This is a genomic window from Caldimonas thermodepolymerans, assembly GCF_015476235.1.
Lineage (GTDB): Bacteria > Pseudomonadota > Gammaproteobacteria > Burkholderiales > Burkholderiaceae_C > Caldimonas > Caldimonas thermodepolymerans.
On the sequence record NZ_CP064338.1, the window covers coordinates 998,919 to 1,024,303 of the forward strand.

General features: G+C 70.6%; 17 protein-coding genes. 5 read left to right on the forward strand and 12 right to left on the reverse strand.

Annotation, left to right across the window (positions count from 1 at the left end):
* Positions 1-50: 50 nt before the first annotated feature.
* The 3 genes from purH to dusB form a co-directional block, all read right to left on the reverse strand.
* Positions 51-1,619 (reverse strand): bifunctional phosphoribosylaminoimidazolecarboxamide formyltransferase/IMP cyclohydrolase, encoded by a 1,569-nt coding sequence (purH, locus tag IS481_RS04890; protein WP_104356124.1) that lies wholly within the window; start codon positions 1,617-1,619, stop codon positions 51-53.
* A gap of 81 nt (positions 1,620-1,700) precedes the next feature.
* Entirely contained in the window at positions 1,701-1,937 is a 237-nt protein-coding gene (locus IS481_RS04895) for a Fis family transcriptional regulator (RefSeq protein WP_104356125.1), read from the reverse strand.
* Complete coding sequence (gene dusB / locus IS481_RS04900) at positions 1,934-2,974, reverse strand: tRNA dihydrouridine synthase DusB (protein WP_104356126.1); 1,041 nt, start codon at positions 2,972-2,974, stop codon at positions 1,934-1,936. Before dusB ends, IS481_RS04895 begins: the two co-directional genes overlap by 4 nt.
* 200 nt (positions 2,975-3,174) lie before the next feature.
* Between dusB and IS481_RS04905 the strand changes: the two genes are divergently transcribed.
* Positions 3,175-3,645 (forward strand): YqaA family protein, encoded by a 471-nt coding sequence (locus IS481_RS04905; RefSeq protein WP_104356127.1) that lies wholly within the window; start codon positions 3,175-3,177, stop codon positions 3,643-3,645.
* Between the two features lie 36 nt (positions 3,646-3,681).
* On the opposite strand, the gene IS481_RS04910 is transcribed toward IS481_RS04905, so the two are convergent.
* The 8 genes from IS481_RS04910 to ugpB all read right to left on the reverse strand — a co-directional run bounded on the left by IS481_RS04910 (position 3,682) and on the right by ugpB (position 14,016).
* Positions 3,682-6,144 (reverse strand): hypothetical protein, encoded by a 2,463-nt coding sequence (locus IS481_RS04910; protein ID WP_104356128.1) that lies wholly within the window; start codon positions 6,142-6,144, stop codon positions 3,682-3,684.
* Positions 6,145-6,529: 385 nt separating this feature from the next.
* On the reverse strand, positions 6,530-7,300 hold the full coding sequence (locus IS481_RS04915) for a slipin family protein (RefSeq protein ID WP_104356129.1): 771 nt from the start codon (positions 7,298-7,300) through the stop codon (positions 6,530-6,532).
* A complete protein-coding gene (locus tag IS481_RS04920) occupies positions 7,297-8,730 on the reverse strand; it encodes an NfeD family protein (protein WP_104356130.1) in 1,434 nt (477 codons plus the stop codon). The genes IS481_RS04915 and IS481_RS04920 overlap by 4 nt, the downstream gene beginning before the upstream one ends.
* A gap of 168 nt (positions 8,731-8,898) precedes the next feature.
* Positions 8,899-9,672 (reverse strand): glycerophosphodiester phosphodiesterase, encoded by a 774-nt coding sequence (ugpQ, locus tag IS481_RS04925; RefSeq protein WP_104356131.1) that lies wholly within the window; start codon positions 9,670-9,672, stop codon positions 8,899-8,901.
* Positions 9,669-10,748 (reverse strand): sn-glycerol-3-phosphate import ATP-binding protein UgpC, encoded by a 1,080-nt coding sequence (locus tag IS481_RS04930; RefSeq protein ID WP_104356132.1) that lies wholly within the window; start codon positions 10,746-10,748, stop codon positions 9,669-9,671. Before IS481_RS04930 ends, ugpQ begins: the two co-directional genes overlap by 4 nt.
* Before the next feature lie 18 nt (positions 10,749-10,766).
* Positions 10,767-11,621, reverse strand: a complete 855-nt coding sequence (gene ugpE / locus IS481_RS04935; protein ID WP_104356133.1) for a sn-glycerol-3-phosphate ABC transporter permease UgpE — start codon at positions 11,619-11,621, stop codon at positions 10,767-10,769.
* A gap of 104 nt (positions 11,622-11,725) precedes the next feature.
* A complete protein-coding gene (ugpA, locus tag IS481_RS04940; protein WP_104356134.1) occupies positions 11,726-12,607 on the reverse strand; it encodes a sn-glycerol-3-phosphate ABC transporter permease UgpA in 882 nt (293 codons plus the stop codon).
* A 95-nt stretch (positions 12,608-12,702) separates the two neighbouring features.
* On the reverse strand, positions 12,703-14,016 hold the full coding sequence (ugpB, locus tag IS481_RS04945) for a sn-glycerol-3-phosphate ABC transporter substrate-binding protein UgpB (RefSeq protein WP_104356205.1): 1,314 nt from the start codon (positions 14,014-14,016) through the stop codon (positions 12,703-12,705).
* 250 nt (positions 14,017-14,266) lie between these two features.
* Between ugpB and IS481_RS04950 the strand changes: the two genes are divergently transcribed.
* Positions 14,267-18,160 carry a DUF3683 domain-containing protein gene (locus IS481_RS04950; RefSeq protein WP_104356135.1) on the forward strand — a complete coding sequence of 1,298 codons (3,894 nt, stop codon included), beginning with the start codon at positions 14,267-14,269 and terminating at the stop codon, positions 18,158-18,160.
* A gap of 22 nt (positions 18,161-18,182) precedes the next feature.
* Here the strand turns inward: IS481_RS04950 and IS481_RS04955 are convergent, their stop codons facing one another.
* The gene (locus IS481_RS04955; RefSeq protein ID WP_132765685.1) at positions 18,183-19,928 is read right to left on the reverse strand and encodes an O-linked N-acetylglucosamine transferase family protein; all 1,746 of its coding nucleotides are present in this window, start codon (positions 19,926-19,928) and stop codon (positions 18,183-18,185) included.
* Between IS481_RS04955 and IS481_RS04960 the strand changes: the two genes are divergently transcribed.
* The 3 genes from IS481_RS04960 to IS481_RS04970 all read left to right on the forward strand — a co-directional run bounded on the left by IS481_RS04960 (position 19,927) and on the right by IS481_RS04970 (position 25,354).
* Complete coding sequence (locus tag IS481_RS04960; protein WP_104356137.1) at positions 19,927-20,388, forward strand: HIT family protein; 462 nt, start codon at positions 19,927-19,929, stop codon at positions 20,386-20,388. The genes IS481_RS04955 and IS481_RS04960 overlap by 2 nt on opposite strands.
* A gap of 204 nt (positions 20,389-20,592) precedes the next feature.
* A complete protein-coding gene (locus tag IS481_RS04965; RefSeq protein ID WP_170067431.1) occupies positions 20,593-23,964 on the forward strand; it encodes a filamentous hemagglutinin N-terminal domain-containing protein in 3,372 nt (1,123 codons plus the stop codon).
* A complete protein-coding gene (locus tag IS481_RS04970) occupies positions 23,951-25,354 on the forward strand; it encodes a FecR family protein (protein WP_104356139.1) in 1,404 nt (467 codons plus the stop codon). Before IS481_RS04965 ends, IS481_RS04970 begins: the two co-directional genes overlap by 14 nt.
* The last annotated feature ends 31 nt before the right edge of the window (positions 25,355-25,385 follow it).

Below are 25,385 nucleotides of genomic sequence, written 5' to 3' on the forward strand. Positions count from 1 at the left end.
GTGCCCGCGGCCTGCCCCTCGCGGGCGCGCCGCAGGCCGCCGGCCGGGACTCAATGGCGGAAGTGGCGCGTGCCGGTGAACACCATCGCGATGCCGCGCTCGTTGGCCGCGGCGATCACTTCCTCGTCGCGCACGCTGCCGCCCGGCTGGATCACGCAGGTCGCGCCGGCATCGGCCACCACGTCCAGGCCGTCGCGGAACGGGAAGAAGGCGTCGCTCGCCACCGCCGAGCCCTGCAGCGACAGGCCGGCGTTCTCGGCCTTGATCGAGGCGATGCGGGCCGAGTCGATGCGGCTCATCTGGCCGGCGCCCACGCCCAGCGTCATGCCGCCGGCGCAGAACACGATGGCGTTGCTCTTGACGAACTTGGCCACCTTCCAGGCGAACAGCAGGTCTTCCATCTGCTGCGGGGTCGGCTGCCTGGCGGTCACCACGCGCAGCTCGCCGGCGGCCACGTTCTTCGCGTCGGCCGACTGCAGCAGCACGCCGCCGCCCACGCGCTTGAGGTCGAACGGGTTCGGCTCGTGCGCCAGGGGCACTTCCAGCAGGCGCACGTTCTGCTTGGCCTTGAAGACGGCCAGCGCCTCGGGCGTGTAGGCCGGGGCGATCAGCACCTCGACGAACTGCTTGGCCACCAGCTCGGCGGCCGCGCCGTCCAGCGGCTGGTTGAACGCGATGATGCCGCCGAAGGCCGAGGTCGAATCGGTCTTGAAGGCCTTGGCGTAGGCCTCGGCGACGTTGGCGCCCACCGCCACGCCGCAGGGGTTCGCGTGCTTGATGATCACGCAGGCCGGCGCGTCGAAGGTCTTGACGCATTCCCACGCGGCGTCGGCGTCGGCGATGTTGTTGTAGGACAGCTCCTTGCCCTGCAGCTGGCGGTAGTGCGCCAGCGCGCCGGCCACGGGGGCGGCGTCGCGGTAGAACGCCGCGCTCTGGTGCGGGTTCTCGCCGTAGCGCATGTCCTGCGTCTTGTGCAGCTGCAGGTTGAACACCGCCGGGTACTCGCTGCGCTGAGGCACGGCCGCGGTGGCGTTCTCGGCGCCTTCGGCCAGCGAGGTCAGGTAATTGGTGATCATGCCGTCGTAGGCGGCGGTGTGCGCGAACACCTTCTTGGCCAGCATGAACTTGGTGCTGCGCTGGATCTGCCCGGCCTTGAGCTCCTCCAGCACGCGCGCGTAGTCGGCCGGATCGATCACCACCGCCACGTCCTGCCAGTTCTTCGCCGCGGCACGCAGCATCGCCGGGCCGCCGATGTCGATGTTCTCGATCGCGTCTTCCAGCGTGCAGTCGGGGCGCGCGGTGGCCTGCTTGAACGGGTACAGGTTCACGATCAGCAGGTCGATCGTGTCGATGCCGTGCTGCTGCAGCGCGGCCATGTGCTCGGGCAGGTCACGCCGGGCCAGCAGGCCGCCGTGGATGCGCGGGTGCAGCGTCTTGACGCGGCCGTCCAGCATCTCGGGGAAGCCGGTCACCTCGGACACCTCGGTCACCGGCAGGCCTTTTTCGGCCAGCAGCCTCGCGGTGCCGCCGGTGGACAGCAGCTTGACGCCGAGCGCGTGCAGCGACTGGGCGAATTCGACGATGCCGGTCTTGTCGGATACGGAGAGCAGGGCTTGCATGTTCGTGGTCTCGGGTTTCTTGGGGGATTCGGGGAGGGCGGGGCCGGGTGTGCCGCAGGCGTCCCGGGCCGCCGGCGGCCATCACTTCAGCAGCTTGTGTTCCACCAGCTTGCGGCGCAGCGTGTTGCGGTTGATGCCGAGCCACTCGGCCGCGCGCGACTGGTTGCCGTCCGCATGTTGCATCACGGTTTCCAGCAGGGGCTTTTCGACCACGTGGATGATCATTTCGTACATCGAGTGCGGCTCCTCGCCGCGCAGGTCCTTGAAGTAGGCCTCCAGGCTGGCGCGGATGCACTCTTCGATGTTCTTCTTGCTCATGCTGCTTCCAGGGTCAGGGCATCGTCGTCGGCGGGCTGCGGCTCGGGCAGCCGTTCGTGCGACGCGGCCAGTTGATCGAAGTAGTCGTGGACGGCCTGCAGCTGTCCGTCGCAGGTCTCGAGTGCGTTCATCGCGCGGCGGAACGCTTCGCCGCCGGGCAGGCCGCGCACGTACCAGCCGATGTGCTTGCGGGCCGTGCGCACCCCGGCGTACTCGCCGTACAGCGCGTAGTGGTCATGCAGGTGCTCGACCAGCCACTGGCGCACCTCCGGCACGCGCGGCGGCGGCAGGTGCTCGCCGGTGGCGAGGTAATGGGCGATCTCCCGGAAGATCCAGGGCCGTCCCTGCGCCGCACGGCCGATCATCAGCGCGTCGGCGCCGGTGCGCTGCAGCACCTCGCGGGCCTTCTGCGGCGAGTCGATGTCGCCATTGGCCACCACCGGGATGCGCAGCGCGGCCTTGACCGCGGCGATGGTGTCGTACTCGGCCCGGCCCTTGTAGCCCTGCTCGCGCGTGCGGCCGTGGATGGTGACCATCGCCACCCCCGCGGCCTCCGCGGCGCGCGCGATCACGAGCGCGTTGCGGTGCTGCTGGCACCAGCCGGTGCGCATCTTCAGCGTCACCGGCACGCCGTGCGGCGTGCAGGCCGTGACCACCGCCTCGACGATGCGCGCGGCCAGCGCCTCGTCCTGCATCAGCGCCGAGCCCGCCCACTTGTTGCACACCTTCTTGGCCGGGCAGCCCATGTTGATGTCGATGATCTGCGCGCCGCGCTCGATGTTGTAGACCGCGGCCTCGGCCATCATGATCGGCTCGGTGCCGGCGATCTGCACCGCGATCGGCGCCGATTCGCCGTCATGGTTGGCGCGGCGCGAGGTCTTGAGGCTGTTCCACAGGTCGCGCCGCGAGGTCACCATCTCGCTGACCGCATAGCCCGCGCCGAGCCGCTTGCACAGCTGCCGGAATGGCCGGTCCGTCACCCCGGCCATGGGCGCGACGAAAAGCGGATTCGGCAGTTCGAACGGGCCGAGGCGCATGGGAGGAACGGCGTGGGAAGGGGTGCTGAAAAAGGAGGCAAAGTATAGCCGTCGCACCTTTCAACAGATGAAATGCATCTCCCGTCGGCACCGGCATGCGCCGTGCCGCGCTGCGGTCGGGGTGTTCCAAGGATCGCGGCAACGAAGGGCGCCGGGGCCGCGCCGCATGCGGTTGCGGCCCGTCGCGATAATCGCGCCCCATGGAATGGTGGCTGCAACGACTGCTCGACCTGCTGGCACTGCCCGAGTACGGGCTGACGACGCTGTTCGTCGTCGCGACCATCTCGGCCACCATCGTGCCGGTGGGCTCCGAGCCCGCGCTGTACGGCCTGGTGCGGCTCAACCCTGCCATGCTGTGGCCGGGCATCGCGGTCGCCACGCTGGGCAACACCCTGGGCGGGGCGATCTGCTGGTGGATGGGCTACGGCGCCGAGGTGGCCTACGAGCGCATGACGCACCGCACGGTGCAGCACCGCGTGCTCGGCTGGCTGGAACGCTTCGGCCCGCGCGCCTGCCTGCTGTCCTGGCTGCCGGTGCTGGGCGACCCGCTGTGCGTGGTTGCCGGCTGGCTCAAGCTGCCGTTCTGGCCCTGCGTGCTGTACATGGCGATCGGCAAGTTCCTGCGCTACGTCGTGATGACGTTCGCGTTGATGTGGGTGTTTGCGCGTTGAAACCGGGCCCGTGCGACGCCGTTGCCGCTGCCACGGTCAGGGCGGTCGCCGTTGCAGGGCCTGGACACCGGATCGACCCGGCACCGGCACGACGATCGCCTCGTGCGCATGGAAGTCCTGCAGTGCCTGGCTGCCGGCGTACCGTTCCCCGGCCGGCACGCAGGGGTGGCGATGCCCCGGGTGCGGCGGCATGTCGAACGCCGTGGAGCGCAACACGTTCGCTTCGACCGAATAGGGGCGCAAGGCAACAGCCTTTCCGAAGCTTTCGTGAGCCCGTTCCCGATGGCCCTGCCCGAGGAGCGCCAGTCCCATCAGCAGGTGGCCCTCGAAGGCGCGGGGATCCACCGGGTCAGGATGCGCAAAGGAGGCTGGCTCCTTGCGCGACGCCACCAGCAGGGACGCTGCCGCTTCGCGCGCCCCCGCGTGATCGCCGCGGGCCAGGGCGCGCCGGCCTCGCTCGGCCACGATCCAGGGCACCCGGTCAGCGAGGGGGTCGAGTTCTGCCCGGGGAACGGCTGGGCGGTCGACGAAACCGGGCGTGACGGAGGACGCGGCAGCGGCGCGGCAGGTCACGCCCATCGCCCACAGCCGGGCCGACGCGCTGCCCTCGTCGGACCCCGGGCCTGCCAGCCGGAGCAGGTCCGCGACAGTGCGCCCGTCGGCACCCAGGTGCAGCCCCGCCCACGCCGCGCCGCCGAAGAGCGTCTCGCGTGCGACCGGCGCGTCGAGGAGGCCGAACTCGTCCTGCCGCGCTGCAGCCTGTGCCGCCATGGCCTGCTGGAACCAGCCCCAGGCGACGTCCACGCGGCCCAGCTTCCAGTGGGCTCCCGCCAGGCACACCGGTGCCAGGTCTTGACCCGGGCGTGCGACCAGCGACACGGTGCATTTCACCAGCGCGCTTTCCGGCGCAACGAACAACGTCGTCAGGTCGTCCGGCACCACGGGGTCCACCTGCGCGTCCGGTGCGAGCCGGCAACGCGCATCGGCAAACGACCACGGTTCGTCCGTCGCCAGTCGGCAGGTGGGGCCGAGCTGTAGTTCGGCCTGTCGCATCTGGAGGCGCTCGAAACCGGCTTGCAGGGAGGTCGTGTCTGCGGCCGAGGCCCCGGACACGCTCCCCATGGCGGTCGTCTCCATGCCCCAGGCCTCGAGATCGGCGAGTGCGGCCCGCACCGTCTCGTCGGTGATCAGGGCCTTGGCTGCCTCGCGGAAGCGCTGCTGCGCCGGGTCCGCCTGGCCGGGCCGCACCAGCAATTGGGCCGTGACGAGGTAGGGCAGTTCATCTCGCCAGGCAGACCCATCGATGCCACGTGGCCCGCCCCGTGCGTGCAGCTGCCGCAGGGCTGCCAGGTCCTGCGCGCTCGCAATGCACTCGGCCACATGGACGAGCCCCCTGGTTCCGTACAGTGCCTGGTCCCGCCGTGTGCCGGCCAGCCGCTGCAGCTTGTCTGCCATCGCCAGGCAGTCGGTCCCTGTCGACTGGACGCTGAACCGCGCCTGCCGGGTGCTTGCGGCCTCGCGCCAGGGCGCTTCCGGCAGGCGCAGGCGTGCGCGGAGCACCAGCCGCGCCAGGTCCCCCTGCTCGCTCGGGTCGAACTGCAGTAGCGTGGCGGCATCGGGCAGCCGGAACGCCTCGATGTACTGGACCAGCTGGAAGAGTTCGAAGTCGCCCAGCCCGTCGAAATGCTGCTGGATGCGCTCGACGGTGGCGGGCGAGACGCAGCGGCACCGGTGCCAGTCGCGCGCCATCAGCAGCTCGATGGCGCGGAAGGGATGGAAGTGCAGCAACACCTCCATGGCGAGCTGCTGCAAGGGCGCGCCGCGCTCGTCCAGCAGCCCGAAGCCTTCGCGCACCGACATCCGCCAGAACCGGTCCTCGCCCTGCGTCGGGCGGTAGTGCACGTGCAGGTCCAGCCCGTCGCGCGCTTCGGCCACCCGCAGCGTGACCATCGCCTGCAAGCGGCCGATCCCGAGAAAGCGCTGCACCTGGAACGCCGCGCGGCGGGTCGAGATGAACTGCCCGGCGATCACCACCTCCGTCCCCTGCCGGTGGAGCAGGGACACGGGGTCGCGCAGTTTCAGCACGTCAGGGGCACGGCCACTTCCTTCCGGGCTTCCGATGGCCTCCTGCTGCACGAGCCGTTCGAGCGCCGCCTGCACCGCCAGCTCGACCCGTTCGGACGACATCCCGGCCTGCACCAGGCGTTCCGGCAGGTCCACCTTGTCGATCTGCAGCTTCTCGGTCGACAGCCCGGACAGCACCCCGGCGACGATCAAGCCGAGGGCGACCAGCGGCAGCAGGAGCAGTGCGCCGGCCGTGATCCAGCGCGAGAGCGCATCCAGGCCGACGACCACCCGAGGCCCCAAGGGCCCGGTGCGGGGCGTGTCGCAGTCCCCGCCGGACGCGTCCGCGGCAGCCACCGGGGCGGCCCGCCGGAACCGGAACGTCGGCTTTTCGATGTCGGCCTTGCGACGACGGTACCTGGACACCACGGCCACGCCCTCCTGTGTCGGGCAATGATGACCACCGACGGCCGGATCGGCAAGCCGGGCCGGGCGAGCACCGAAGGCCGGTCACGTGGGGGCTGGGCTTCGATCCTTAGCTGAGGGGGGCTGCGGCGTGACCGTTCGGTCTGGTCGGCACAGGGGGGCGCCTCCCGCACCCCTTCGCTGAGGCAAACGCAGCTCTTGTGCAAGACGGCCGCGACGCATTCCAGCGCGAACACCTCGCACCGCGCGGGCGCGCAGTGCAGAGCGCTTGGGCGAAAGATCAATAGCGGCAGATCTGGCGCTCTGGTGGTGCCGAGCCCGCCCTCCTGTCGGGTGCGTGACCCCAACGGGTCCCTGCTGGGGCGGTGCAGCCCCTCCCCGGCACAAACGGCCTTCAAGATTGTCCCCTGGGCCTGAGCGCCTCGGCCAACCCCGCCAGCAGATCCACCGGCATCGGGAACACGATCGTGTTGGTCTTGTCGTGCGCGATCGAGCCCAGCGTCTGCATGTAGCGCAGCTGCATGGCGCCGGGCTCGCGCGCCAGCATCTGCGCGGCCTGCATCAGTTTTTCGGAGGCCTGCAGCTCGCCTTCGGCGTGGATCACCTTGGCGCGCCGTTCGCGCTCGGCCTCGGCCTGGCGGGCGATCGCGCGCACCATCGATTCGTCCAGGTCCACGTGCTTGATCTCCACGTTCGAGACCTTGATGCCCCAGGCGTCGGTCTGCGCGTCCAGCACCTGCTGGATGTCCATGTTGAGCCGCTCGCGCTCGGCCAGCATCTCGTCCAGGTCGTGCTTGCCGAGCACCGCGCGCAGCGTGGTCTGCGCGAGCTGGCTGGTCGCGTTGGCGTAGTTCTCGACCTGGATGATGGCCTTCTGCGGGTCGACGACGCGGAAGTAGACCACCGCGTTGACCTGCACCGAGACGTTGTCGCGCGAGATCACGTCCTGCTTGGGCACGTCCAGCACCAGCGTGCGCAGGTCCACGCGCACCATCTGCTGGATGCCCGGGATCACGAACACCAGTCCCGGGCCCTTGACCTTCCAGAAGCGGCCCAGCTGGAACACGACCCCGCGCTCGTATTCCCGCAGGATGCGCAGGGCCGAGACCAGAAGCGCGAGAAGCGCCAGGATCACGATGCCGCCGAAACCGAAGTTGAAGATCATGGTCTGCCTCCTGTCGTGCGTGTCGGGGAGTGGTCGCCGTCGAGCGGCTCGACCTCCAGCACCAGCCCGCGCCGGCCGAGCACCCGGGCCTGCTGCCCCGGCCGCAGCGGGGCCGTGCCATGCGCGCGCCAGCGCTCTCCGGCGTGCAGCACCCAGGCGCCTTCCGCGTCGGTTTCCAGCACCTCGGCCAGGCTGCCGGCCAGCGCCTCGTCGCCGGTGACCACCGCGCGGCGACGCGCCTTCAGCGCCATGGTCGCGATCGCGCCGATCACCAGCGCGCTGACGGCGGCCAGCGTGACGATGAAGGCAAGCGGGATGCCGAAGCCGGGCGCGTCGGTGTCGATCAGGATCACCGCGCCGATGCCGAAGGCCAGCGCCCCGCCCAGGCCGAGCACGCCGAAGCTGGGCGCGAAGGCCTCGGCGGCCATCAGCGCGACGCCCAGCAGGACCAGCCCCAGGCCGGCGTAATCGACCGGCAGCAGCTGCAAGGCGTACAAGGCCAGCAGCAGGCAGATGCCGCCCAGCACGCCCGGGATGCCGACGCCGGGGTTGGAGAACTCGAAGAACAGGCCGTAGATGCCGATCATCATCAGCATCAGCGCCACGCTGGGGTGGGTGAGGGCCGCCAGCAGGCGCACCCGCCAGTCGGCCTCGTGCGGCACGACCGTGGCGCCGGCGGTCTCCAGCTTCACCTCGCGGCCCTGCACCTGCACCGTGCGCCCGTCGACCTGCCGCAGCAGGCTGTCGACGTCGGGGGCGACGAGGTCGATGACCCGCTGTGCCAGGGCGTCTGCCGCCGGCAGGCTGACCGCCTCGCGCACCGCGCGCTCGGCCCAGTCGGCGTTGCGGCCGCGCAGTTGCGCCAGCCCGCGGATGTAGGCCACCGCGTCGTTGACCTGCTTGCGCTCCAGCGCCGAGCCGGGGGCCGAAGCGGGCGCCTGTGCCGAGGCAGGCGGCGCGGACGGGCGCGGTGCTTCGCCGCCCGGCGGTCCGCCGATCGCCACCGGGGTCGCCGCGCCCAGGTTGGTTCCCGGGGCCATCGCGGCGACGTGGCTGGCGTAGAGGATGTAGGTGCCTGCGCTGGCCGCCCGGGCGCCGCCGGGGGCGACGTAGCTCGCCACCGGCACCGGCGAGGCGAGGACGGTCTTGATGATCTCGCGCATCGAGGTGTCCAGGCCGCCCGGCGTGTCCATTTGCAGGATCACCAGGCGGTGGCCGTCGCGCGCGGCGTGCTCCAGGCCGCGGCGCACGTGCTCGGCGGTGGCCGGGCCGATCGGGCCGTCGATGGTGACCTGGGTGACGGTGCCGGGGGCGCCCCAGCCCGGTGCCGGCAGGGCGGCGATGCAGGCCGGCGCGCAGCACAGCAGCCACGCCAGTGCGCGGCGCAGGGCCGGCCGGGGCAGCAGCGCGGACAGGACTGCCAAGCGCATCTCGATCGCCTTTCACGGCGCACCGCCGCCGGTGCGGCAGGTCGGGGCGCCGCCAGTCCCTCACCGCTGACGATTAGGACATGCATGGCCGCGCGCGTCCAGCGCGCCCCGGCATAGGGCGGCGTCGCGCGCGGGTACTTGCGGGTGCCTGTCGGGGGAGGGGACGGCTCAGTCGAGCACGGTGGTGCCGGGCGAGAAGCGGTCCACCGCGTCGGTGATCAGCCCGGTGATGCCGGCAGCCAGCAACCGCTGCGCCTCGCAGGGATCGTTGACCGTGTAGGCCAGCGCGCGGCAGCCCAGTGCGTGGACCTCGGCGATCGTGGCCGCGTCCAGCATGCTCCAGTGTGCGACGACGGCCACGCACTCGAGCGCGCGCACCTCGTCGCGCCAGCCGTCGCGCCAGTGGTCGAGCAGCAGGCCGCGCGGCAGCTGCGGCTGTGCGGCGCGGGCCGCCTGCAGCGCGGCGGGCTTGAAGGAGGTCAGCAGCGGCAGCGCGGCGGGCGGGTGGCGGCTGTCGCGCCACCAGCGCGCGCAGGCCTCGGCGACGGCGCGGCCGGTGGCCTCCTCGTGGCCGGGCGTGGGCTTGATCTCGATGTTGAGGAAAAAGCCGTTGCGCAGCACGTAGCGCGCCAGCGCCTCCAGCGTCGGCACCGGCTCGCCGGCATAGCGGCGGCCGTGCCAGCCGCCGGCGTCCAGCCGGCTCAGCTCGGCCCAGGGCCGGTCGCCGGCCACGCCTTGGCCGTCGGTGGTGCGCTCCAGCGTCGCGTCGTGCAGCAGGAACAGGGTGCCGTCGGCGCTCAGCTTGGCGTCGCACTCGAACATGCGGTAGCCGTGCGCCGCGCCTTCGCGGAAGGCAGCCAGCGTGTTCTCGGGCGCCAGCTTGCCGGCGCCGCGGTGGGCGATCCACAGCGGGTAGGGCCAGGGCTCCAGCTTCGTCGTCATGCGGCGGGCTCTATGCGGGTGTGACGTTCGGCGTCGAACCAGTGCAGCTTGCCCGGGTGCGGGCGCACGTGCAGGGTCTGGCCGACCTGCGGGTGCAGCTGGCTGTCGTCGGTGCGCACGACGACCGCCCACGGGCCCAGCTTGCCGTAGACCAGGCGCTCGGCGCCCAGCACCTCGACCATCTCCACGGTCACCGGCCAGCCGTTGCCGTCGGCCTGCACCGACAGGTGCTCCGGGCGCACGCCGAGGATGGCGCGGCCGGCGGGTGTCGGGGTGCCGGCCGGCAGCTCCAGCGCCGTGCCCTCGCCGTGGAAGCGGCCGCCCTCGGCGGCGCCTTCCAGCAGGTTCATCGGCGGCGAGCCGATGAAGCCGGCGACGAAGGTGGTGGCCGGGCGGGCGTAGACCTCCTCGGGCGTGCCGAACTGCTCCATGCGGCCGGCGTTCATCACGATCATGCGCTGGGCCAGCGTCATCGCCTCGACCTGGTCGTGGGTGACGAACAGCGAGGTGATGCCCAGCTCGCGGTGCAGCTTCTGGATCTCCAGCCGGGTCTGCACGCGCAGCTTGGCGTCCAGGTTGGACAGCGGCTCGTCGAACAGGAACACCTGCGGCTCGCGCACGATGGCGCGGCCCATCGCGACGCGCTGGCGCTGGCCGCCGGAGAGCTGCCGCGGCTTGCGGTCGAGCAGGTGGCCCAGCTCCAGGATCGCGGCGGCCTTCTCGACGCGGCGGCGGATCTCGTCCTTGGGCAGGCGCTTGATCTTCAGGCCGTAGGCCATGTTGTCGTACACCGTCATGTGCGGGTACAGCGCGTAGTTCTGGAACACCATCGCGATGTCGCGCTCGGAAGGCTCCAGGTTGTTGACCACGCGCGAACCGATGGCGATCTCGCCTTCGGTGATCTCCTCCAGCCCGGCCACCATGCGCAGCAGGGTGGACTTGCCGCAGCCCGACGGGCCGACGATGACGATGAACTCGCCGTCGGCGATCTCGGCGTCGACACCGTGGATGACCTGATTGGCCTTGGGGCCGGTGCCGTAGCGCTTGATGACGTGTCGCAGCGAAATGGATGCCATGAGTGAAGCAACGATGGGTTATTTCTCGGAATCGACCAGGCCCTTGACGAACCACTTCTGCATCAGCAGCACCACCAGCGCGGGCGGCACCATCGCGAGCATCGCGGTGGCCATCACGACGTTCCACTCGGTGTAGGCCTCGCCGGCCACCAGGCGCTTGATGCCCATGACGATGGGCGTCATGTCCTCGCTGGTGGTGACCAGCAGCGGCCACAGGTACTGGTTCCAGCCGTAGATGAACTGGATGACGAACAGTGCCGCGATCGAGGTGGCCGACAGCGGCACCAGCACGTCCTTGAAGAAGCGCATCGGCCCGGCGCCGTCCATGCGCGCGGCCTCGACGAGCTCGTCGGGCACGGTGAGGAAGAACTGCCGGAACAGGAAGGTCGCGGTGGCCGAGGCGATCAGCGGCACCGTCAGGCCCGCGTAGGTGTTGAGCATGCCCAGGTTGCTGACCACCTCGTAGGTCGGGCCGATGCGCACTTCCACCGGCAGCATCAGGGTGACGAAGATCATCCAGAAGCACAGGCTCCGCAGCGGAAAGCGGAAGTACACCACCGCGAAGGCCGACAGCAGCGAGATCGCGATCTTGCCGATGGCGATCACCATCGCCATCACGAAGCTGACCCACAGCATCTGGCCGACCGGCGCCTTGGTGCTGCCGTAGTCGCCCTTGCCGCCGAAGAAGGCGCGGCTGTAGGTCTCGATCATGTGGTCGCCCGGCAGCAGCGACAGCGGGCGCGACTGGGCGATCTGCTCGGCGGTCTGGGTCGACGCGACGAAGGTCACGTAGACCGGGAAGGCCACGATCAGCACCCCGAGGATGAGGATCAGGTGCGACAGCACCGTCAATGCCGGACGCCGCTCAACCATGCCGGTCTCCTGCAGCGATCGTCAACGTGTTCATCGGATGGAAGCTCCATGCGTGGGGCAGGCCGGGGGCCGTCGTGCGGCCCGGCCGGCCGCCGGGTTCTTGCTCAGTAGGTCACCTTGCGTTCGATGTAGCGGAACTGGATGACGGTCAGCACGATCACGATGACCATCAGCACCACCGACTGCGCGGCCGAGCCGCCCATGTCCAGCGCCTTGAAGCCGTCGTAGTACAGCTTGTAGACCAGGATCGCGGTCTCCTTGCCCGGCCCGCCCTGGGTGGCGGCATCGACGATCGCGAAGGTGTCGAAGAAGGCGTAGACGACGTTGATCACCAGCAGGAAGAAGGTGGTCGGCGACAGCAGCGGGAACACGATGGTCCAGAAGCGCCGCCAGGGCCGTGCGCCGTCGATGGCCGCGGCCTCGACCAGCGAGCGCGGGATGGACTGCAGCCCGGCCAGGAAGAACAGGAAGTTGTAGGAGATCTGCTTCCAGACCGCGGCAATGACGATCAGCGTCATCGCATCGCCTGCGTCGAGCAGGTGGTTCCAGTCGTAGCCGAGCGACTGCAGCGCGTAGCTGATCACGCCGATCGAGGGGGCGAACAGGAACAGCCACAGCACCCCGGCCACCGCCGGGGCGACGGCGTAGGGCCAGATCAGCAGCGTCTTGTAGACGGCGGCGCCGCGCACCACGCGGTCGGCCATCACGGCCAGCAGCAGCGCGACCGACAGGCCGCACACGGCCACCAGCACCGAGAACAGCGCGGTGGTCTTGAACGAATCGATGTAGGTCGGGTCGTCCAGCAGGCGCTGGAAGTTCTCCAGGCCGACGAACTCGACCGACATCCCGAAGGCGTCCTGCTGCAGCACGCTCTGGTAGAGCGCCTGCGCCGCAGGCCAGAAAAAGAACACCAGCACGATGGCCATCTGGGGCGCGATCAGCAGCCAGGGCAGCCACCGGGAGCGGAAACGGACGCGTTTTTCCATGAGGCGGGCGACGGGCCGGGTGACGGCCCGTCAGCAATCGAAAAGCCCTCCCGGGGGTACCGGGAGGGCACACAGGATACTCGGGTGAGCGCAGGTCAGAGCTTGGCGGACCGCTGGAAGCGCTCCAGCTGCTCGTTGCCGCGCTTGACGGCCGCATCCAGGGCTTCCTTGACGGTCTTGCGGCCGGCCCAGATCTGCTCGGTTTCCTCGTCGATGATGGTGCGGATCTGCACGAAGTTGCCCAGGCGGATGCCGCGCGACTTGTCGGTCGTCTTGCGGATCATCTGCGTGACGGCCACGTCCGTGCCGGGGTTCTCCTTGTAGAAGCCGCTCTTTTCGGTCAGCTCGTAGGACGCCAGCGTGACCGGCAGGTAGCCGGTGCGCTGGTGGCTGGCCGCGGCCACCTCGGGCTTGGACAGGAAGGCGAAGAACTGCGCCACGCCCTTGTATTCCTCGGGCTTCTTGCCGGCCATCACCCACAGGCTGGCGCCGCCGATCACGGTGTTCTGCGGCGCGCCGGGCACGTCGGGGTAGTACGGCAGCGCCGAGGTGCCGGAGGCGAACTTGGCGTTGCGCTTGATGTTGCCGTACAGGCCGGAGGAGCCGGTGATCATCGCGCACTCGCCCGAGACGAAGGTGCCGTCGGCCGAGTTGCCGCGGCCCTTGTAGACGAACAGCCCCTGCTTGGCCATGTTGGCCAGGTTCTCGAAGTGGCGCACGTGCAGCGGCGAGTTGAACGACAGCCGGGTGGCAGTGCCGCCGAAGCCGTTGTTCAGCGTGGCGAACTCGACGTTGTGCCAGGTCGAGAAGCTCTCCAGCTGGGTCCAGCTGATCCAGCTGGTCGTGAACGGGCACTTGTGGCCGGCGGCCTTCAGCTTGGCGGCGGCCAGGGCGACTTCAGGCCAGCTCTTGGGCGGGTTCTCCGGGTCCAGGCCGGCTTCCCTGAAGGCGTCCTTGTTGTAGTGGAAGACGGTGGTCGAGCTGTTGAACGGGAAGCTCAGCATCTCGCCGTTCGGGGCGGTGTAGTAGCCCGCCACGGCCGGGATGTAGGCCTTCGGGTCGAACTTCAGCCCGGCCTGGCGCATCACCTCGCCGACCGGCTTGATGGCGCCCTTGGAGGCCATCATCGTGGCCGTGCCGACCTCGAACACCTGCAGGATGTGCGGGGCGTTGCCGGCGCGGAAGGCGGCGATCGCCGCGGTCATCGATTCGTCATACGAGCCCTTGAAGGTCGGAACGATGCGGTACTCGTTCTGGCTTTCGTTGAACTGCTTGGCCAGATCGTTGACCCATTCGCCGAGGGCACCGCCCATGGCGTGCCACCACTGGATCTCGATCTGGGCGTGGGCAGGCGCGCACCACACGGCGGCGGCGAGGGTCGAAGCCAGCGCAACAGATTTCACTTTCATGCTCACTCCAAATAGGACGCAGGCGGGTACGGGAGCCCTGCCTGCACAGTCTGGTACCGATGTATGACAGCGACGTTTCTCACACAGATGCGGGGTGGCGAACAACCGGGTTAGCCCCACTTGGAAGCATTTCGGGCGCCATTCGCACGGCCGGAGGTTTCCCGGGGCGGCCGGGCGGAAAAAGCGCCTGCGATACCATCACGGTTTAAGCGCAGTTACAACCCCCCACGAGCCTTTGCGCCCGGCGCCCATGAACGCACCGCTTCCCCTGAAGGACATCGCGGCCGATCCGAACGGCCTGCAGGACGCGCACGCCGCGCCCCGCCTGCGCGAGATTCCTTACAACTACACCTCGTTCTCCGACCGCGAGATCGTCATCCGCATCCTCGGGCCGCGCGCATGGGAGGTGCTGAACCGGCTGCGCGAGGAGCGCCAGACCGGGCGTTCGGCGCGCATGCTCTACGAGGTGCTGGGCGACATCTGGGTGGTGCAGCGCAATCCCTACCTGCAGGACGACCTGCTGGACAACCCCAAGCGCCGCCGCCTGCTGATCGAGGCCCTGCACCATCGCCTGCAGGAGATCGAGCGCCGCCGCACGCCGGGGGCCGACGCGGCGCGCGACGCCCTGGTCGGCGAGCTGCTGGATGCCGCCCGGGCCGCGGTGCAGGCCTTTGCCGACCAGTTCGACCAGATCGCCGAGCTGCGCCGCCGCACGGTGAAGGTGCTGAGCCGCCACACCGCGCGCGACAACATCAAGTTCGACGGCCTGAGCCGCGTCTCGCACGTGACGGACGCGACCGACTGGCGCGTCGAGTACCCCTTCGTCGTGCTGACGCCCGACAGCGAGGCCGAGATGGCCGGGCTGGTGCAGGGCTGCATCGAGCTGGGCCTGACCATCATCCCGCGCGGCGGCGGCACCGGCTACACGGGCGGCGCGGTGCCGCTGGTGTGGCAGTCGGCCGTCATCAACACCGAGAAGCTCGAGCGCATGTCCGAGGTCGAGTTCGTCTCGCTGCCGGGCGTGGACCGGCCGGTGCCGACGATCTGGACCGAGGCAGGCGTGGTCACCCAGCGGGTGGCCGATGCGGCCGAGCGCGGCGGCTTCGTGTTCGCGGTGGACCCGACCTCGGCCGAGGCCTCGTGCATCGGCGGCAACATCGCGATGAACGCCGGCGGCAAGAAGGCCGTGCTGTGGGGCACCGCGCTGGACAACCTGGCCTCCTGGCGCATGGTCACGCCCGAGGCGCAGTGGCTCGAGGTGGTGCGCCTGAACCACAACCTCGGCAAGATCCACGACGTCGACGTGGCCAGCTTCGAGCTGCGCTACTACGAGGCCGACGGCAAGACGCTGGTGCGCACCGAGCGGCTGGACATCCCGGGCCGCAAGTTCCGCAAGGAAGGCCTGGGCAAGGACGTCACCGACAAGTTCCTCGCCGGCCTGCCGGGCGTGCAGAAGGAAGGCTGCGACGGCCTGATCACCTCGGCGCGCTGGGTGGTGCACCGCATGCCGGCGCACACCCGCACGGTGTGCCTGGAGTTCTTCGGCAACCCCAAGGATGCGGTGCCCGCCATCGTCGAGATCAAGGACTACATGTTCGCCGAGCAGAAGCGCGGCGGCGCGATCCTGGCCGGCCTGGAGCACCTGGACGACCGCTACCTGAAGGCGGTCGGCTACGCGACCAAGTCCAAGCGCGGCACGCTGCCCAAGATGGTGCTGATCGGCGACATCGTCGGCGACGACCCCGATGCGGTCGCGCGCGCCGCCTCGGAGGTGGTGCGCATGGCCAACAGCCGCTCGGGCGAGGGCTTCGTGGCCGTCTCGCCGGACGCGCGCAAGAAGTTCTGGCTGGACCGCAAGCGCACCGCGGCGATCTCCAGGCACACCAACGCCTTCAAGATCAACGAGGACGTGGTGATCCCGCTGCCCCGCATGGGCGAGTACACCGAGGGGATCGAGCGCATCAACATCGAGCTGTCGCTGCGCAACAAGCTGCAGCTGCTGGACGCGCTGGAGAAGTTCTTCTCGGCCGGCCACCTGCCGTTGGGCAAGACCGACGACGCGAGCGAGATCCCCAGCGCGGAGCTGCTGGAGGACCGCGTGCACCAGGCGCTGGACCTGATCCGCGCCACGCGCGAGCTGTGGCATGGCTGGATGGTGCAGCTGGACGTGCCGCAGCCGGACGGTCGCACCTACTTCCAGCAGCTGCAGGACCACAGCCTGCGCGCCTCGTGGAAGACCCAGGTGCTCAAGCCGCTGCAGGCGCTGTTCGCCGGCGCGGCCTTCGCGCCCGTCATCGAGGAGTGCAAGCGCATCCACAAGGAGGTGCTGCGCGGGCGCGTCTGGGTGGCGCTGCACATGCATGCCGGCGACGGCAACGTGCACACCAACATCCCGGTCAACAGCGACAACTACGAGATGCTGCAGACCGCGCACGAGGCGGTCGGCCGCATCATGAAGCTGGCGCGCAGCTTGGGCGGCGTGATCTCGGGCGAGCACGGCATCGGCATCACCAAGCTCGAGTTCCTGAGCGACGAGGAGCTGCGCGACTTCATCGACTACAAGAAGCGCGTCGACCCGCACGGCCGCTTCAACAAGGGCAAGCTGATGCGCGAGCCCGGCATGTACGCGGACCTGACCAATGCCTACACGCCGAGCTTCGGGCTGATGGGGCACGAGTCGCTGATCATGCAGCAGAGCGACATCGGCGACATCGCCGCGTCGATCAAGGACTGCCTGCGCTGCGGCAAGTGCAAGCCGGTGTGTGCCACGCACGTGCCGCGCGCCAACCTGCTGTACAGCCCGCGCAACAAGATCCTCGCCACCTCGCTGCTGATCGAGGCCTTCCTCTACGAGGAGCAGACGCGCCGCGGCGTGTCGATCCGCCACTGGGAGGAGTTCGAGGACGTGGGCGACCACTGCACGGTCTGCCACAAGTGCGTCACGCCCTGCCCGGTGAAGATCGACTTCGGCGACGTGTCGATGAACATGCGCAACCTGCTGCGCAAGATGGGCAAGAAGAGCTTCCGCCCCGGCAACAAGGCGGCGATGTTCATGCTCAACGCGACCAACCCGCAGACCATCAAGCTGGCCCGCACGGCCATGGTCGGCGTCGGGTTCAAGGCGCAGCGGCTGGCGCACGACCTTCTCGGCGGCCTGGCCAAGCGCCAGACCGCGCACCCGCCCGCGACCGTGGGCACCGCCCCGATCAAGGAGCAGGTGATCCACTTCGTCAACAAGAAGCTGCCGGGCGGGCTGCCGACCAGGACGGCGCGCGCGCTGCTGGACATCGAGGACAAGGAGTACGTCCCGATCATCCGCGACCCGCAGCGCACCAGCGTCGACAGCGAGGCGGTGTTCTACTTCCCCGGCTGCGGCTCGGAGCGCCTGTTCTCGCAGGTCGGCCTGGCCACGCAGGCGATGCTGTGGCATGCGGGCGTGCAGACCGTGCTGCCGCCCGGGTACCTGTGCTGCGGCTACCCGCAGCGCGGCTCGGGCCAGTTCGACAAGGCCGAGAAGATCATCACCGACAACCGGGTGCTGTTCCACCGCGTGGCCAACACGCTGAACTACCTGGACATCAAGACCGTGGTGGTCAGCTGCGGCACCTGCTACGACCAGCTGCAGGGGTACGAGTTCGACAAGATCTTCCCCGGCTGCCGCATCGTCGACATCCATGAGTTCCTGCTGGAAAAGGGCATCAGGCTGGAGGGCGGTGGCGCGTACCTGTACCACGACCCCTGCCACAGCCCGATGAAGCAGCAGGATCCGATGAAGACGGTCAAGGCGCTGGTGGGCGAGCAGGTGCTCAAGAGCGACCGCTGCTGCGGCGAGTCGGGCACGCTCGGCGTCACGCGCCCGGACATCTCCACGCAGATCCGCTTCCGCAAGGAAGAGGAGATCCGCAAGGGCGAGGCGGCGCTGCGCGCCAGCGGCGCGGTCGGCGAGCGCGACAACATCAAGATCCTGACCTCCTGCCCGAGCTGCCTGCAGGGCCTCTCCCGCTACGGAAACGACCTGGACAACGGCCTGCTGGAAGCCGACTACATCGTGGTCGAGATGGCGCGCCGCATCCTCGGCGAGGACTGGCTGCCGCAGTACGTGGCGCGCGCCAACGCCGGCGGCATCGAGCGCGTGCTGGTCTGAGGCCGGCGCCGGCCCCGCGCCTTCAGGGGGCGGGGCGGACCAGCTCCTGGTCTTCCACCGTGAACGAGGCCGGCGGCAGCCCGGCGCGGTGGCGCTGCCAGGCGTGCAGCAGCAGTGCCTCCCACCAGCGCGCGTGGCGCGCCGGGTCCAGGCTCGGGCTGAGCGGCCCGCGGCCGCCCGGCCGGCGCGCCTCCAGCACCTCGCGCCAGCGCCGGCGCACCGCCGGGTCCTGCGCCCAGCGCACCACCGTCTCCACGTAGCCTGCCGCGTCGGCGCAGCAGCCCTCGCGCAGGCCGAACGCGTCCAGCAGCGCATGGCCGATGCGCCCGGCCGGCCCCGGGCCGTGCAGCGTCACCGCCGGCACGCCCTGGCGCAGGGCCTCGAGCAGCGTCGTGTGCCCGCCCATCGGGGTGGCATCGAGGAACAGGTCGGCACAGGCCAGCCGCGCCTGGTGCTCGGCCCAGCCGACCGGTGGGGTGACGATCTGCCGTGCCGGATCGACCCCGTGCGCCTGCAGCGCCTGCGCCCAGTGCCGTTCGGCCAGCGCCGGCCCCTGCACGCGCCACAGCAGCGCATCCGGGCAGCGCCGCAGCACCGCCGACCACAGCGCGGCGCATTCCGGCGACAGCTTGTAGGCCTGGTGCGGCGCCGCGAGGACCAGCCGGTCCTCGGGCCAGCCCAGTGCGGCTCGCGTGGTCGTGACCGGCGGCTCGGCCGGCACCGGCCCGAGCACGTAGGCCGAGGCGGGCAGCAGGACCAGCGCCTCGCGCCAGTGGGGGCGCACCGTCGGCGGCACGGTCAGCGGGTCGATCACGGTGTAGTCGACCAGCGCCGGGCCGTGCGGGTAGTACGAGGCCAGCCCGTTGATCGCCAGCGGCGCCGGCCGATGCACCAGCACCTCGGCCACCGGGGTCTGCTGGAAGCTGCCCAGCACCCAGACGATGTCGAAGCCGCGCTCGCGCATGGCCCGGGCGGCCGCGGCCGGGTCGGGTTGCGGCCAGTGCAGCCAGTCGTCGCACAGGCTGCGCAGGTCCTCGGTGTGGTGGTCGGTGACCGGATCCAGGTGGATGGCGGTCAGGTGCAGCCGGCGGCGGTCGAGGGCGGCGACCAGGTCGCGGTGCAGCATGCAGGTCGGGTGGCGGCGCCATTCGCCGGACAGCAGCGCCACCCGCACGCGCCGGCCGTCGTCCGGCAGGGACTTCGCCGGCGGCGGGGGCGGGCGCGCGCCGCGGTCCTCGGCGAAGCGGGCGCTCAGCGCCGCGACCAGCGCGTCCGGCTGGCCGAACGAGAAGGCGTCGAACACCAGCGAGCGGTGCAGCGGCACGCCGGCACGCATCCCGGCGATGGCGTGCAGCGCCTCGACGAAGCCGGCCCGGTACCCCCATCGGCCCATGCGCATCGCGTAGGCGCACAGCAATGCCTGCACCTGGTGGGCGTCCCAGCCCACCGCGAGCACCTCGGCCAGCGCCCGGTCGGTGCGGGGATCGCGCAGCAGCGCGTTGCGCGCCGGGGCGGCGATGCGCCGCACGACGTCGGTGGACTCCCGCAGTGCACCGGTGGCCGCCAGCGCACAGGCCAGGGCGAGTCGCATCGAGGCGGACGGTTGCAGCCCGGCCGGCAGCGCCTGCATCGCGGCCTGCAGGTGGTCCGCCGCGGCGCGGAAGTCGGCCGCCGCCAGCGCCTGGCGGGCGAGCGCGAGCCGCTCGCTCCCGGCCCCGCCCTGCGCCGATAATGGCGCTCCTTGCGTCCTGCCCGCCTCCTCGACCATGTCCGTCGCTTCCCCTCTTGCCACGCGTCCCGATTGTGAACTGTGCCGGTCCCCCGGCGGGCGGCTGATCCTGCAGACCGCCGCCTGGCGCGTCGTGCGGGTCGACGACGAGGACTTCCCGGCCTTCTACCGCGTCATCTGGCAGGCCCATGTCGCCGAATGGACCGACCTGGACGAAGGCGGGCAGCAGCAGTGCATGCGTGCCGTCTCGGCGATCGAGCGGGTTCTGCGTGCGCGGCTCGCGCCGGCCAAGGTCAACCTGGCGACGCTCGGCAACGTCGTGCCGCACCTGCACTGGCACGTGATCGCCCGCTTCGACTGGGACAGCCACTACCCGAACCCGATCTGGGGCAACCGCCTGCGCGAGGTGCCCGGCGGCGCGCGTGCGGCCCTGGCCTGCCCCCTGGAAACCCTCGACGAGGCGGTGCGCACGGCCCTGCAGGCGCTGCCGGCAGGCTGACCGGCCCTGCGCACATATCCCTAGGACGAGGGTTACGCAGGATCGCGCAACGATGATGTAATCGCCAAGCTCCGGACAGGGGATTGGCGTCAGGACCTTGCGCGGCCGTCTCGGGCGGTGGTTTCCCTGCTGGTTCCGGAGGGTGCTGTACCGGTCCGCGGCTGTCGGTGGCGCGCGGAAGGGGAGACCTCAATGACCGCACGCATGTCCTTTTCCACCGTGCCGCGGGTCGACGTCCCGTCCGCGGCGGCGTCCCGTCCCGTCCGCCAGGCGCGACGTGGCACGGCCCCCGTTCCACCCGCCGCCCGCCGGGGCTTCCCGGTCCGGCCGCTGGCCGCGGCGCTGGCGCTGGGCTTCGCGGTGCCGGCCGCCCACGCGCTGCCCCAGGGCGCCCAGGTCGTGCGCGGTTCGGCGCAGATCAGCCAGCAGGGCTCGCACCTGCAGGTGACCAACACCCCGGGGGCGGTGATCCACTGGCAGAGCTTCGGCATCGGCGCCGGGCAAAGCGTCTACTTCCAGCAGCAGAACGCCAGGAGCGCGGTGCTCAACCGTGTCGTCGGCGGCAGCCCGAGCGAGATACTCGGCACGCTGGGCTCCAACGGCCGCGTGTTCCTGATCAACGGTGCGGGCATCGTGTTCGGCAAGGGCGCGGTCATCGACACGGCGGGCTTCACCGCCTCGACGCTCAACATCAGCGATGCCGACTGGAAGGCCGGCCGGGTGCGACTGCAGGCCGAGGGGGTGCCCGGGGGCATCGCGATCACCGATGTCGTGCAGGTGCACGGCGACGTCTACCTGGTGGCGCCGCAGATCACCAACACCGGCGCGGTGAAGGTCGAGAACGGCCACGCCGTGCTGGCGGCCGGCCAGTCGGTCGCGATCACCGGCCGCGGCCTGGAGGGCATCCAGCTCGAAGTGGTCAACCCGGGCGACCAGGTGCTGAACCTCGGCTCGATCGAGGCCGGCGCGGTCGGCCTGTTCGCCGGCACGCTCAAGCACAGCGGTGCGGTGCAGGCCAACGCCCTCGAGACGGTCGACGGCAAGGTGTGGCTCAAGGCGCACGACGGCGTCGAGGTCTCCGGCCAGGCCACGGCGCGGCAGGGCAGCCTGGGCGGCGAGATCGTCGTCACCGGTGCCGACACCCGCGTCACGGCCTCGGCGCGGCTGGATGCCTCCGGCGCCCGTGGCGGCGGCGCGGTCTACGTGGGCGGCGGCTGGCAGGGGCAGGATCCGGCCATCGACAACGCCCGGACCACGCGGGTCGAGCAGGGGGCGCAGGTCCGCGCCGACGCGATCGAAGTCGGCGACGGCGGCACCGTGGTGGTGTGGTCGGACGGCCAGACCAGCACCCTCGGCCACCTCAGCGCCCGCGGCGGCGCGCAGGGCGGCAACGGCGGCCGGGTCGAGACCTCGGGCAAGACGCTGGTGCGCAGCGGCCTGCCCGACGTCGGCGCGCCGCAGGGGCGCGGCGGCACCTGGCTGCTCGACCCGGACCAGGTCCTGATCCTGCCCGGCTCCGGCAGCTTCAACTTCAGCGGCCAGATGGACGCGGACGACCCCGGGCCCACCCAGATCTACCAGGAGGAAATTGAGAGCTTCTCCGGGGTGGACATCCGCATCGAGGCACGGCAGGGCATCACGGCTTCGGGTTGGGGTTCCGGCAGCCAGCTGATCATCAGCGAGGGCTCGTCGCTGACCCTGCGCACGACCGATGCCAGCTGCCCGACCACGGTGGCCTGCGGCATCGACCTGGCGACGAGCGGTCCCGACCAGATCGTGGCTTTGTCGGGCAGCACGAGCACCTCTGCTGGCACGATCACGATCCTCGCCGGGGTGCAGAACCCGGCCGTGCCGGGCCAGCAATCCGCCCAGGTCCGGGTGAACGACATCGTCACCTACGGTGGCGACGTGACGATCCGCGCGGCCGGTAACATCACCGTCAACAGCATCGAGACCAGCGGAGACAACGAATTTTTCAATCCCGCCCTGTTCAATGCCGGCAACGTGACGGTGGCGAGCGAGAACGGTGCGGTCGACCTGGGGGCGGTGGTCGCGGCGGGCGCGCGTGCCGACACGCCGGGCCGGGGCGGCGACATCCTGATCGAGGGCCGCCAGCAGGCCGACGGCACGCCCGCGGTGCGCATCCGGGAGGGCGTGGCGAGCATCGGTGGCGATGGCGACATGGACGGCAACGGGGCCGACGGGGGGAACATCGAGGTGGTCCTGAAGGGGGCGACCAACGGCGACGCGGGGGTGCTCCACCTGGAGGACAACGGCCTGTTCCTGCCGGATTACTTCCCGAACTACAACCGCGGCGGGCTGCACTCCATCGGCGGCAGCGCCTTCGAGGCCAATCCCGGCGCCGGCGATGGCGGCAACGGGGGCAACGTCACCGTGCGCGGGGCCGATGCCGGCACCGACATCCGCATCGTGATGGAGGACCGCGCGACGATCACCTCGCGGGGGGGCTGGCCGGCGGTCGGCTCCGGGTCCAGCGGCAACGCCGGGAGCATTTCGATCGAGGGCCGCAATGTCACCCTGGACGGAGGCGTTTACGTCGGGCTGCGCAGCGACCAACCCGGGGCCGACTTCGCGGTCGGCGAGGGCAGCGACGTCAGCGTCCAGGCCGGCGGCGACCTGACGCTGACCGGCGACGTGGAGCTCGCGGCCGAGACCCTCTCCCTGACCGCCGGCGGTGACATTGCCGGCATGGCGGGGGCCGCCACGCCCCAGCTGAGGAGCGAGGTCCTGGCGCTGCAGGCCGGAGGGAACATCACCGCCACGATGGACACCGACGTGCTGCTGGCCGCCAGCGACTCCAGCGGCAGGACCGTGCGGCTCACGAACACCGGCTCGGGCACGCTGTCGGTCTGGAGCGGTCTCAACCCGGGCGGCGACTTCGTGCTGGACACGGCCGGTGTGTTGGAGGTGCGGGCCACTTCCGACGGTTCCCGCATCCAGGCACGCAACGTCACGCTGACCGCCCAGGGTGGCATCGGCGTCATCGGGCAGGCCGCAAACCCGCAGCAGCCGATGGCGGTGACGCCCGGGCCTGCCGGCAGCGCCGCCATCGTGGCCAGCAACAACCTCACGCTCAATGCCAACGGTCCGCTGTGGCTCATCGGCGGCTCGACCGCCGCCCACGTGGCGGGCGAGCATGTCGCGATCAACGCGACCTCGCTGTCGCTGACCGGCGGCACCGGCAACAACGCCTATGCGGCCATCCAGTACGGCTCCGACCTCGCGCTGGGGCTGCCCGGCGGCGCCACCCTCAGTTTCTCGCCTGGCAGCGGCGCCAATGCCGACGCGGTGATCTACACCACCGCCTCGCGGCCGAGCTTCGTGGCGATCGATCCGAGCTGGATCTGCACCCCGGACTGCGCGCCCGACTTCCGGCACAGCACCGGCGGCCCGCTCGGCGACGGCGTGGCCAACCGTGGCCTGACGCAGGGGCTGCCGGCCGAGGAGACGCAGGCCGACATCCCGGTGATCCAGGTGCTGGTGCAGCTGCAGCGGATCCTCGAGTCCGAGCGTTTCGGCGAGGTTGCCTTGGAGGCTGAAAATGTCTGTCGTTGAACTTCGCTCCGAGGCGGATCGCCACAAGGCGCGCAGGCTCTGGGGGTGGCTGGCCGCGCTGGCGCTGGCCCTGCTCGCCCTCCCGGCGCTGGCGCAACAGCCCGTCGGCCAGGTGGATTTCGTGCGCGGCGTGGGGTTTGCGCAGCTGCCGGGCCAGGTGCCGCGCACGCTGGGCAAGGGGCTGCCGCTGCACGAGGGCGACCGGATCACCACCGCGGCCTCCTCGTTCGCGATCGTGCGGCTCGACGACGGCACGCGCATGACGCTGCGGCCCAATTCCGACCTGGTGCTGCGCACCTACCGCTACCGCGAGAACGCCAGCGACAACTCGCTGGTGATGCAACTGTTCCGCGGCGGCTTCCGCGCGATCACCGGGCTCATCAACAAGAACGCCCCCAACGCCGCGCAGGTGCAGACGGCCACAGCGACCATCGGCATCCGTGGCACCGACTTCGATGCCCGCCTGTGCAGCGGCGGCGACTGCGCGCAGGAGTCCTCGCAGGTCTCGCAGCCGACGCGGCCCAACAGCGTGCAGGCCAGCGCCAAGGTGGCGGTGCTGCGCGGCGAGGTCTACGCGCACGACGGGGGCGGCGCGAGCCGGCTGCTGGCCACCGGCGGCGCGGTCTACGCCGGCGAGCAGGTCGAGACCCGCCCGGGCGCGTTCGCGTTGCTGGCGTTCCGCGACCGCAGCCGCATGGCGCTGGGGCCCAACAGCCGGATGAAGATCGAGAACTTCGTGTTCGATCCGAAGACGCCCGCCGAGGGCTCGTTCCTCGTGCGCCTGGCGCGCGGCACGCTGCGCGGCCTGACCGGCCTGATCGGCAAGGCCGACCCGCGCCGCGTCGGCATCGCCACCGCGACGGCCACCATCGGCATCCGCGGCACCGGCTTCGACCTCAGCTGCACCGGTCCATGTGCCGAGGAGGGCGGCCCGCCCGACAGCGGGCTGTACCTGTTCACCTGGGAGGGCACGGTGGTAGTGACGCCCGAGGGCGGCGCGCCCGAGGAGGTCGTCGAGACCGGACAAGGCCTGTACATTGCACCGGGTGTCCTGCAGCGTCTCGTGCAGGGCTTCGAGATCGACGCGCCGCGCCCGGACGGCGTCGAGATCGACGAGGATGCGCTGTTCAGCGTGGCGCCGATGGGCGACCAGGAAGGGTTGTACGTGTTCGTGCGCGACGGCCACGTCGAGATCATGACCGCCAGCCAGGTCCTGCACCTGGGCCGCGGCGAGGCGGGCTTCGCGGGCCTCCACGGCGAGGTGGTGCGGCCGGCCGACATGCCGCTGTTCATCGAGTTCGATCCGGTACCCTTGCCCGATGTCGAGAACCCCGCGTTGTACAGCCTGCTGCGCGACCTGCTGCCGGCCGGTGCGGGAATCTGTCGCTGATGGGGCGCCTGCCGTCCGAGTTCAGAGGGAT

What these genes read in the sequence shown, in the direction of transcription:
- IS481_RS04915 (WP_104356129.1), bottom strand. Translation starts at nt 7,300, where the DNA reads ATGATCTTCAACTTCGGTTTCGGCGGCATCGTGATCCTGGCGCTTCTC.
- IS481_RS04960 (WP_104356137.1), top strand. Translation starts at nt 19,927, where the DNA reads ATGTCCGTCGCTTCCCCTCTTGCCACGCGTCCCGATTGTGAACTGTGC.
- purH (WP_104356124.1), bottom strand. Translation starts at nt 1,619, where the DNA reads ATGCAAGCCCTGCTCTCCGTATCCGACAAGACCGGCATCGTCGAATTC.
- ugpQ (WP_104356131.1), bottom strand. Translation starts at nt 9,672, where the DNA reads ATGACGACGAAGCTGGAGCCCTGGCCCTACCCGCTGTGGATCGCCCAC.
- IS481_RS04920 (WP_104356130.1), bottom strand. Translation starts at nt 8,730, where the DNA reads ATGCGCTTGGCAGTCCTGTCCGCGCTGCTGCCCCGGCCGGCCCTGCGC.
- IS481_RS04970 (WP_104356139.1), top strand. Translation starts at nt 23,951, where the DNA reads ATGTCTGTCGTTGAACTTCGCTCCGAGGCGGATCGCCACAAGGCGCGC.
- IS481_RS04955 (WP_132765685.1), bottom strand. Translation starts at nt 19,928, where the DNA reads ATGGTCGAGGAGGCGGGCAGGACGCAAGGAGCGCCATTATCGGCGCAG.
- IS481_RS04965 (WP_170067431.1), top strand. Translation starts at nt 20,593, where the DNA reads ATGTCCTTTTCCACCGTGCCGCGGGTCGACGTCCCGTCCGCGGCGGCG.
- ugpB (WP_104356205.1), bottom strand. Translation starts at nt 14,016, where the DNA reads ATGAAAGTGAAATCTGTTGCGCTGGCTTCGACCCTCGCCGCCGCCGTG.
- IS481_RS04905 (WP_104356127.1), top strand. Translation starts at nt 3,175, where the DNA reads ATGGAATGGTGGCTGCAACGACTGCTCGACCTGCTGGCACTGCCCGAG.
- ugpE (WP_104356133.1), bottom strand. Translation starts at nt 11,621, where the DNA reads ATGGTTGAGCGGCGTCCGGCATTGACGGTGCTGTCGCACCTGATCCTC.
- ugpA (WP_104356134.1), bottom strand. Translation starts at nt 12,607, where the DNA reads ATGGAAAAACGCGTCCGTTTCCGCTCCCGGTGGCTGCCCTGGCTGCTG.
- IS481_RS04950 (WP_104356135.1), top strand. Translation starts at nt 14,267, where the DNA reads ATGAACGCACCGCTTCCCCTGAAGGACATCGCGGCCGATCCGAACGGC.
- IS481_RS04930 (WP_104356132.1), bottom strand. Translation starts at nt 10,748, where the DNA reads ATGGCATCCATTTCGCTGCGACACGTCATCAAGCGCTACGGCACCGGC.
- IS481_RS04895 (WP_104356125.1), bottom strand. Translation starts at nt 1,937, where the DNA reads ATGAGCAAGAAGAACATCGAAGAGTGCATCCGCGCCAGCCTGGAGGCC.
- dusB (WP_104356126.1), bottom strand. Translation starts at nt 2,974, where the DNA reads ATGCGCCTCGGCCCGTTCGAACTGCCGAATCCGCTTTTCGTCGCGCCC.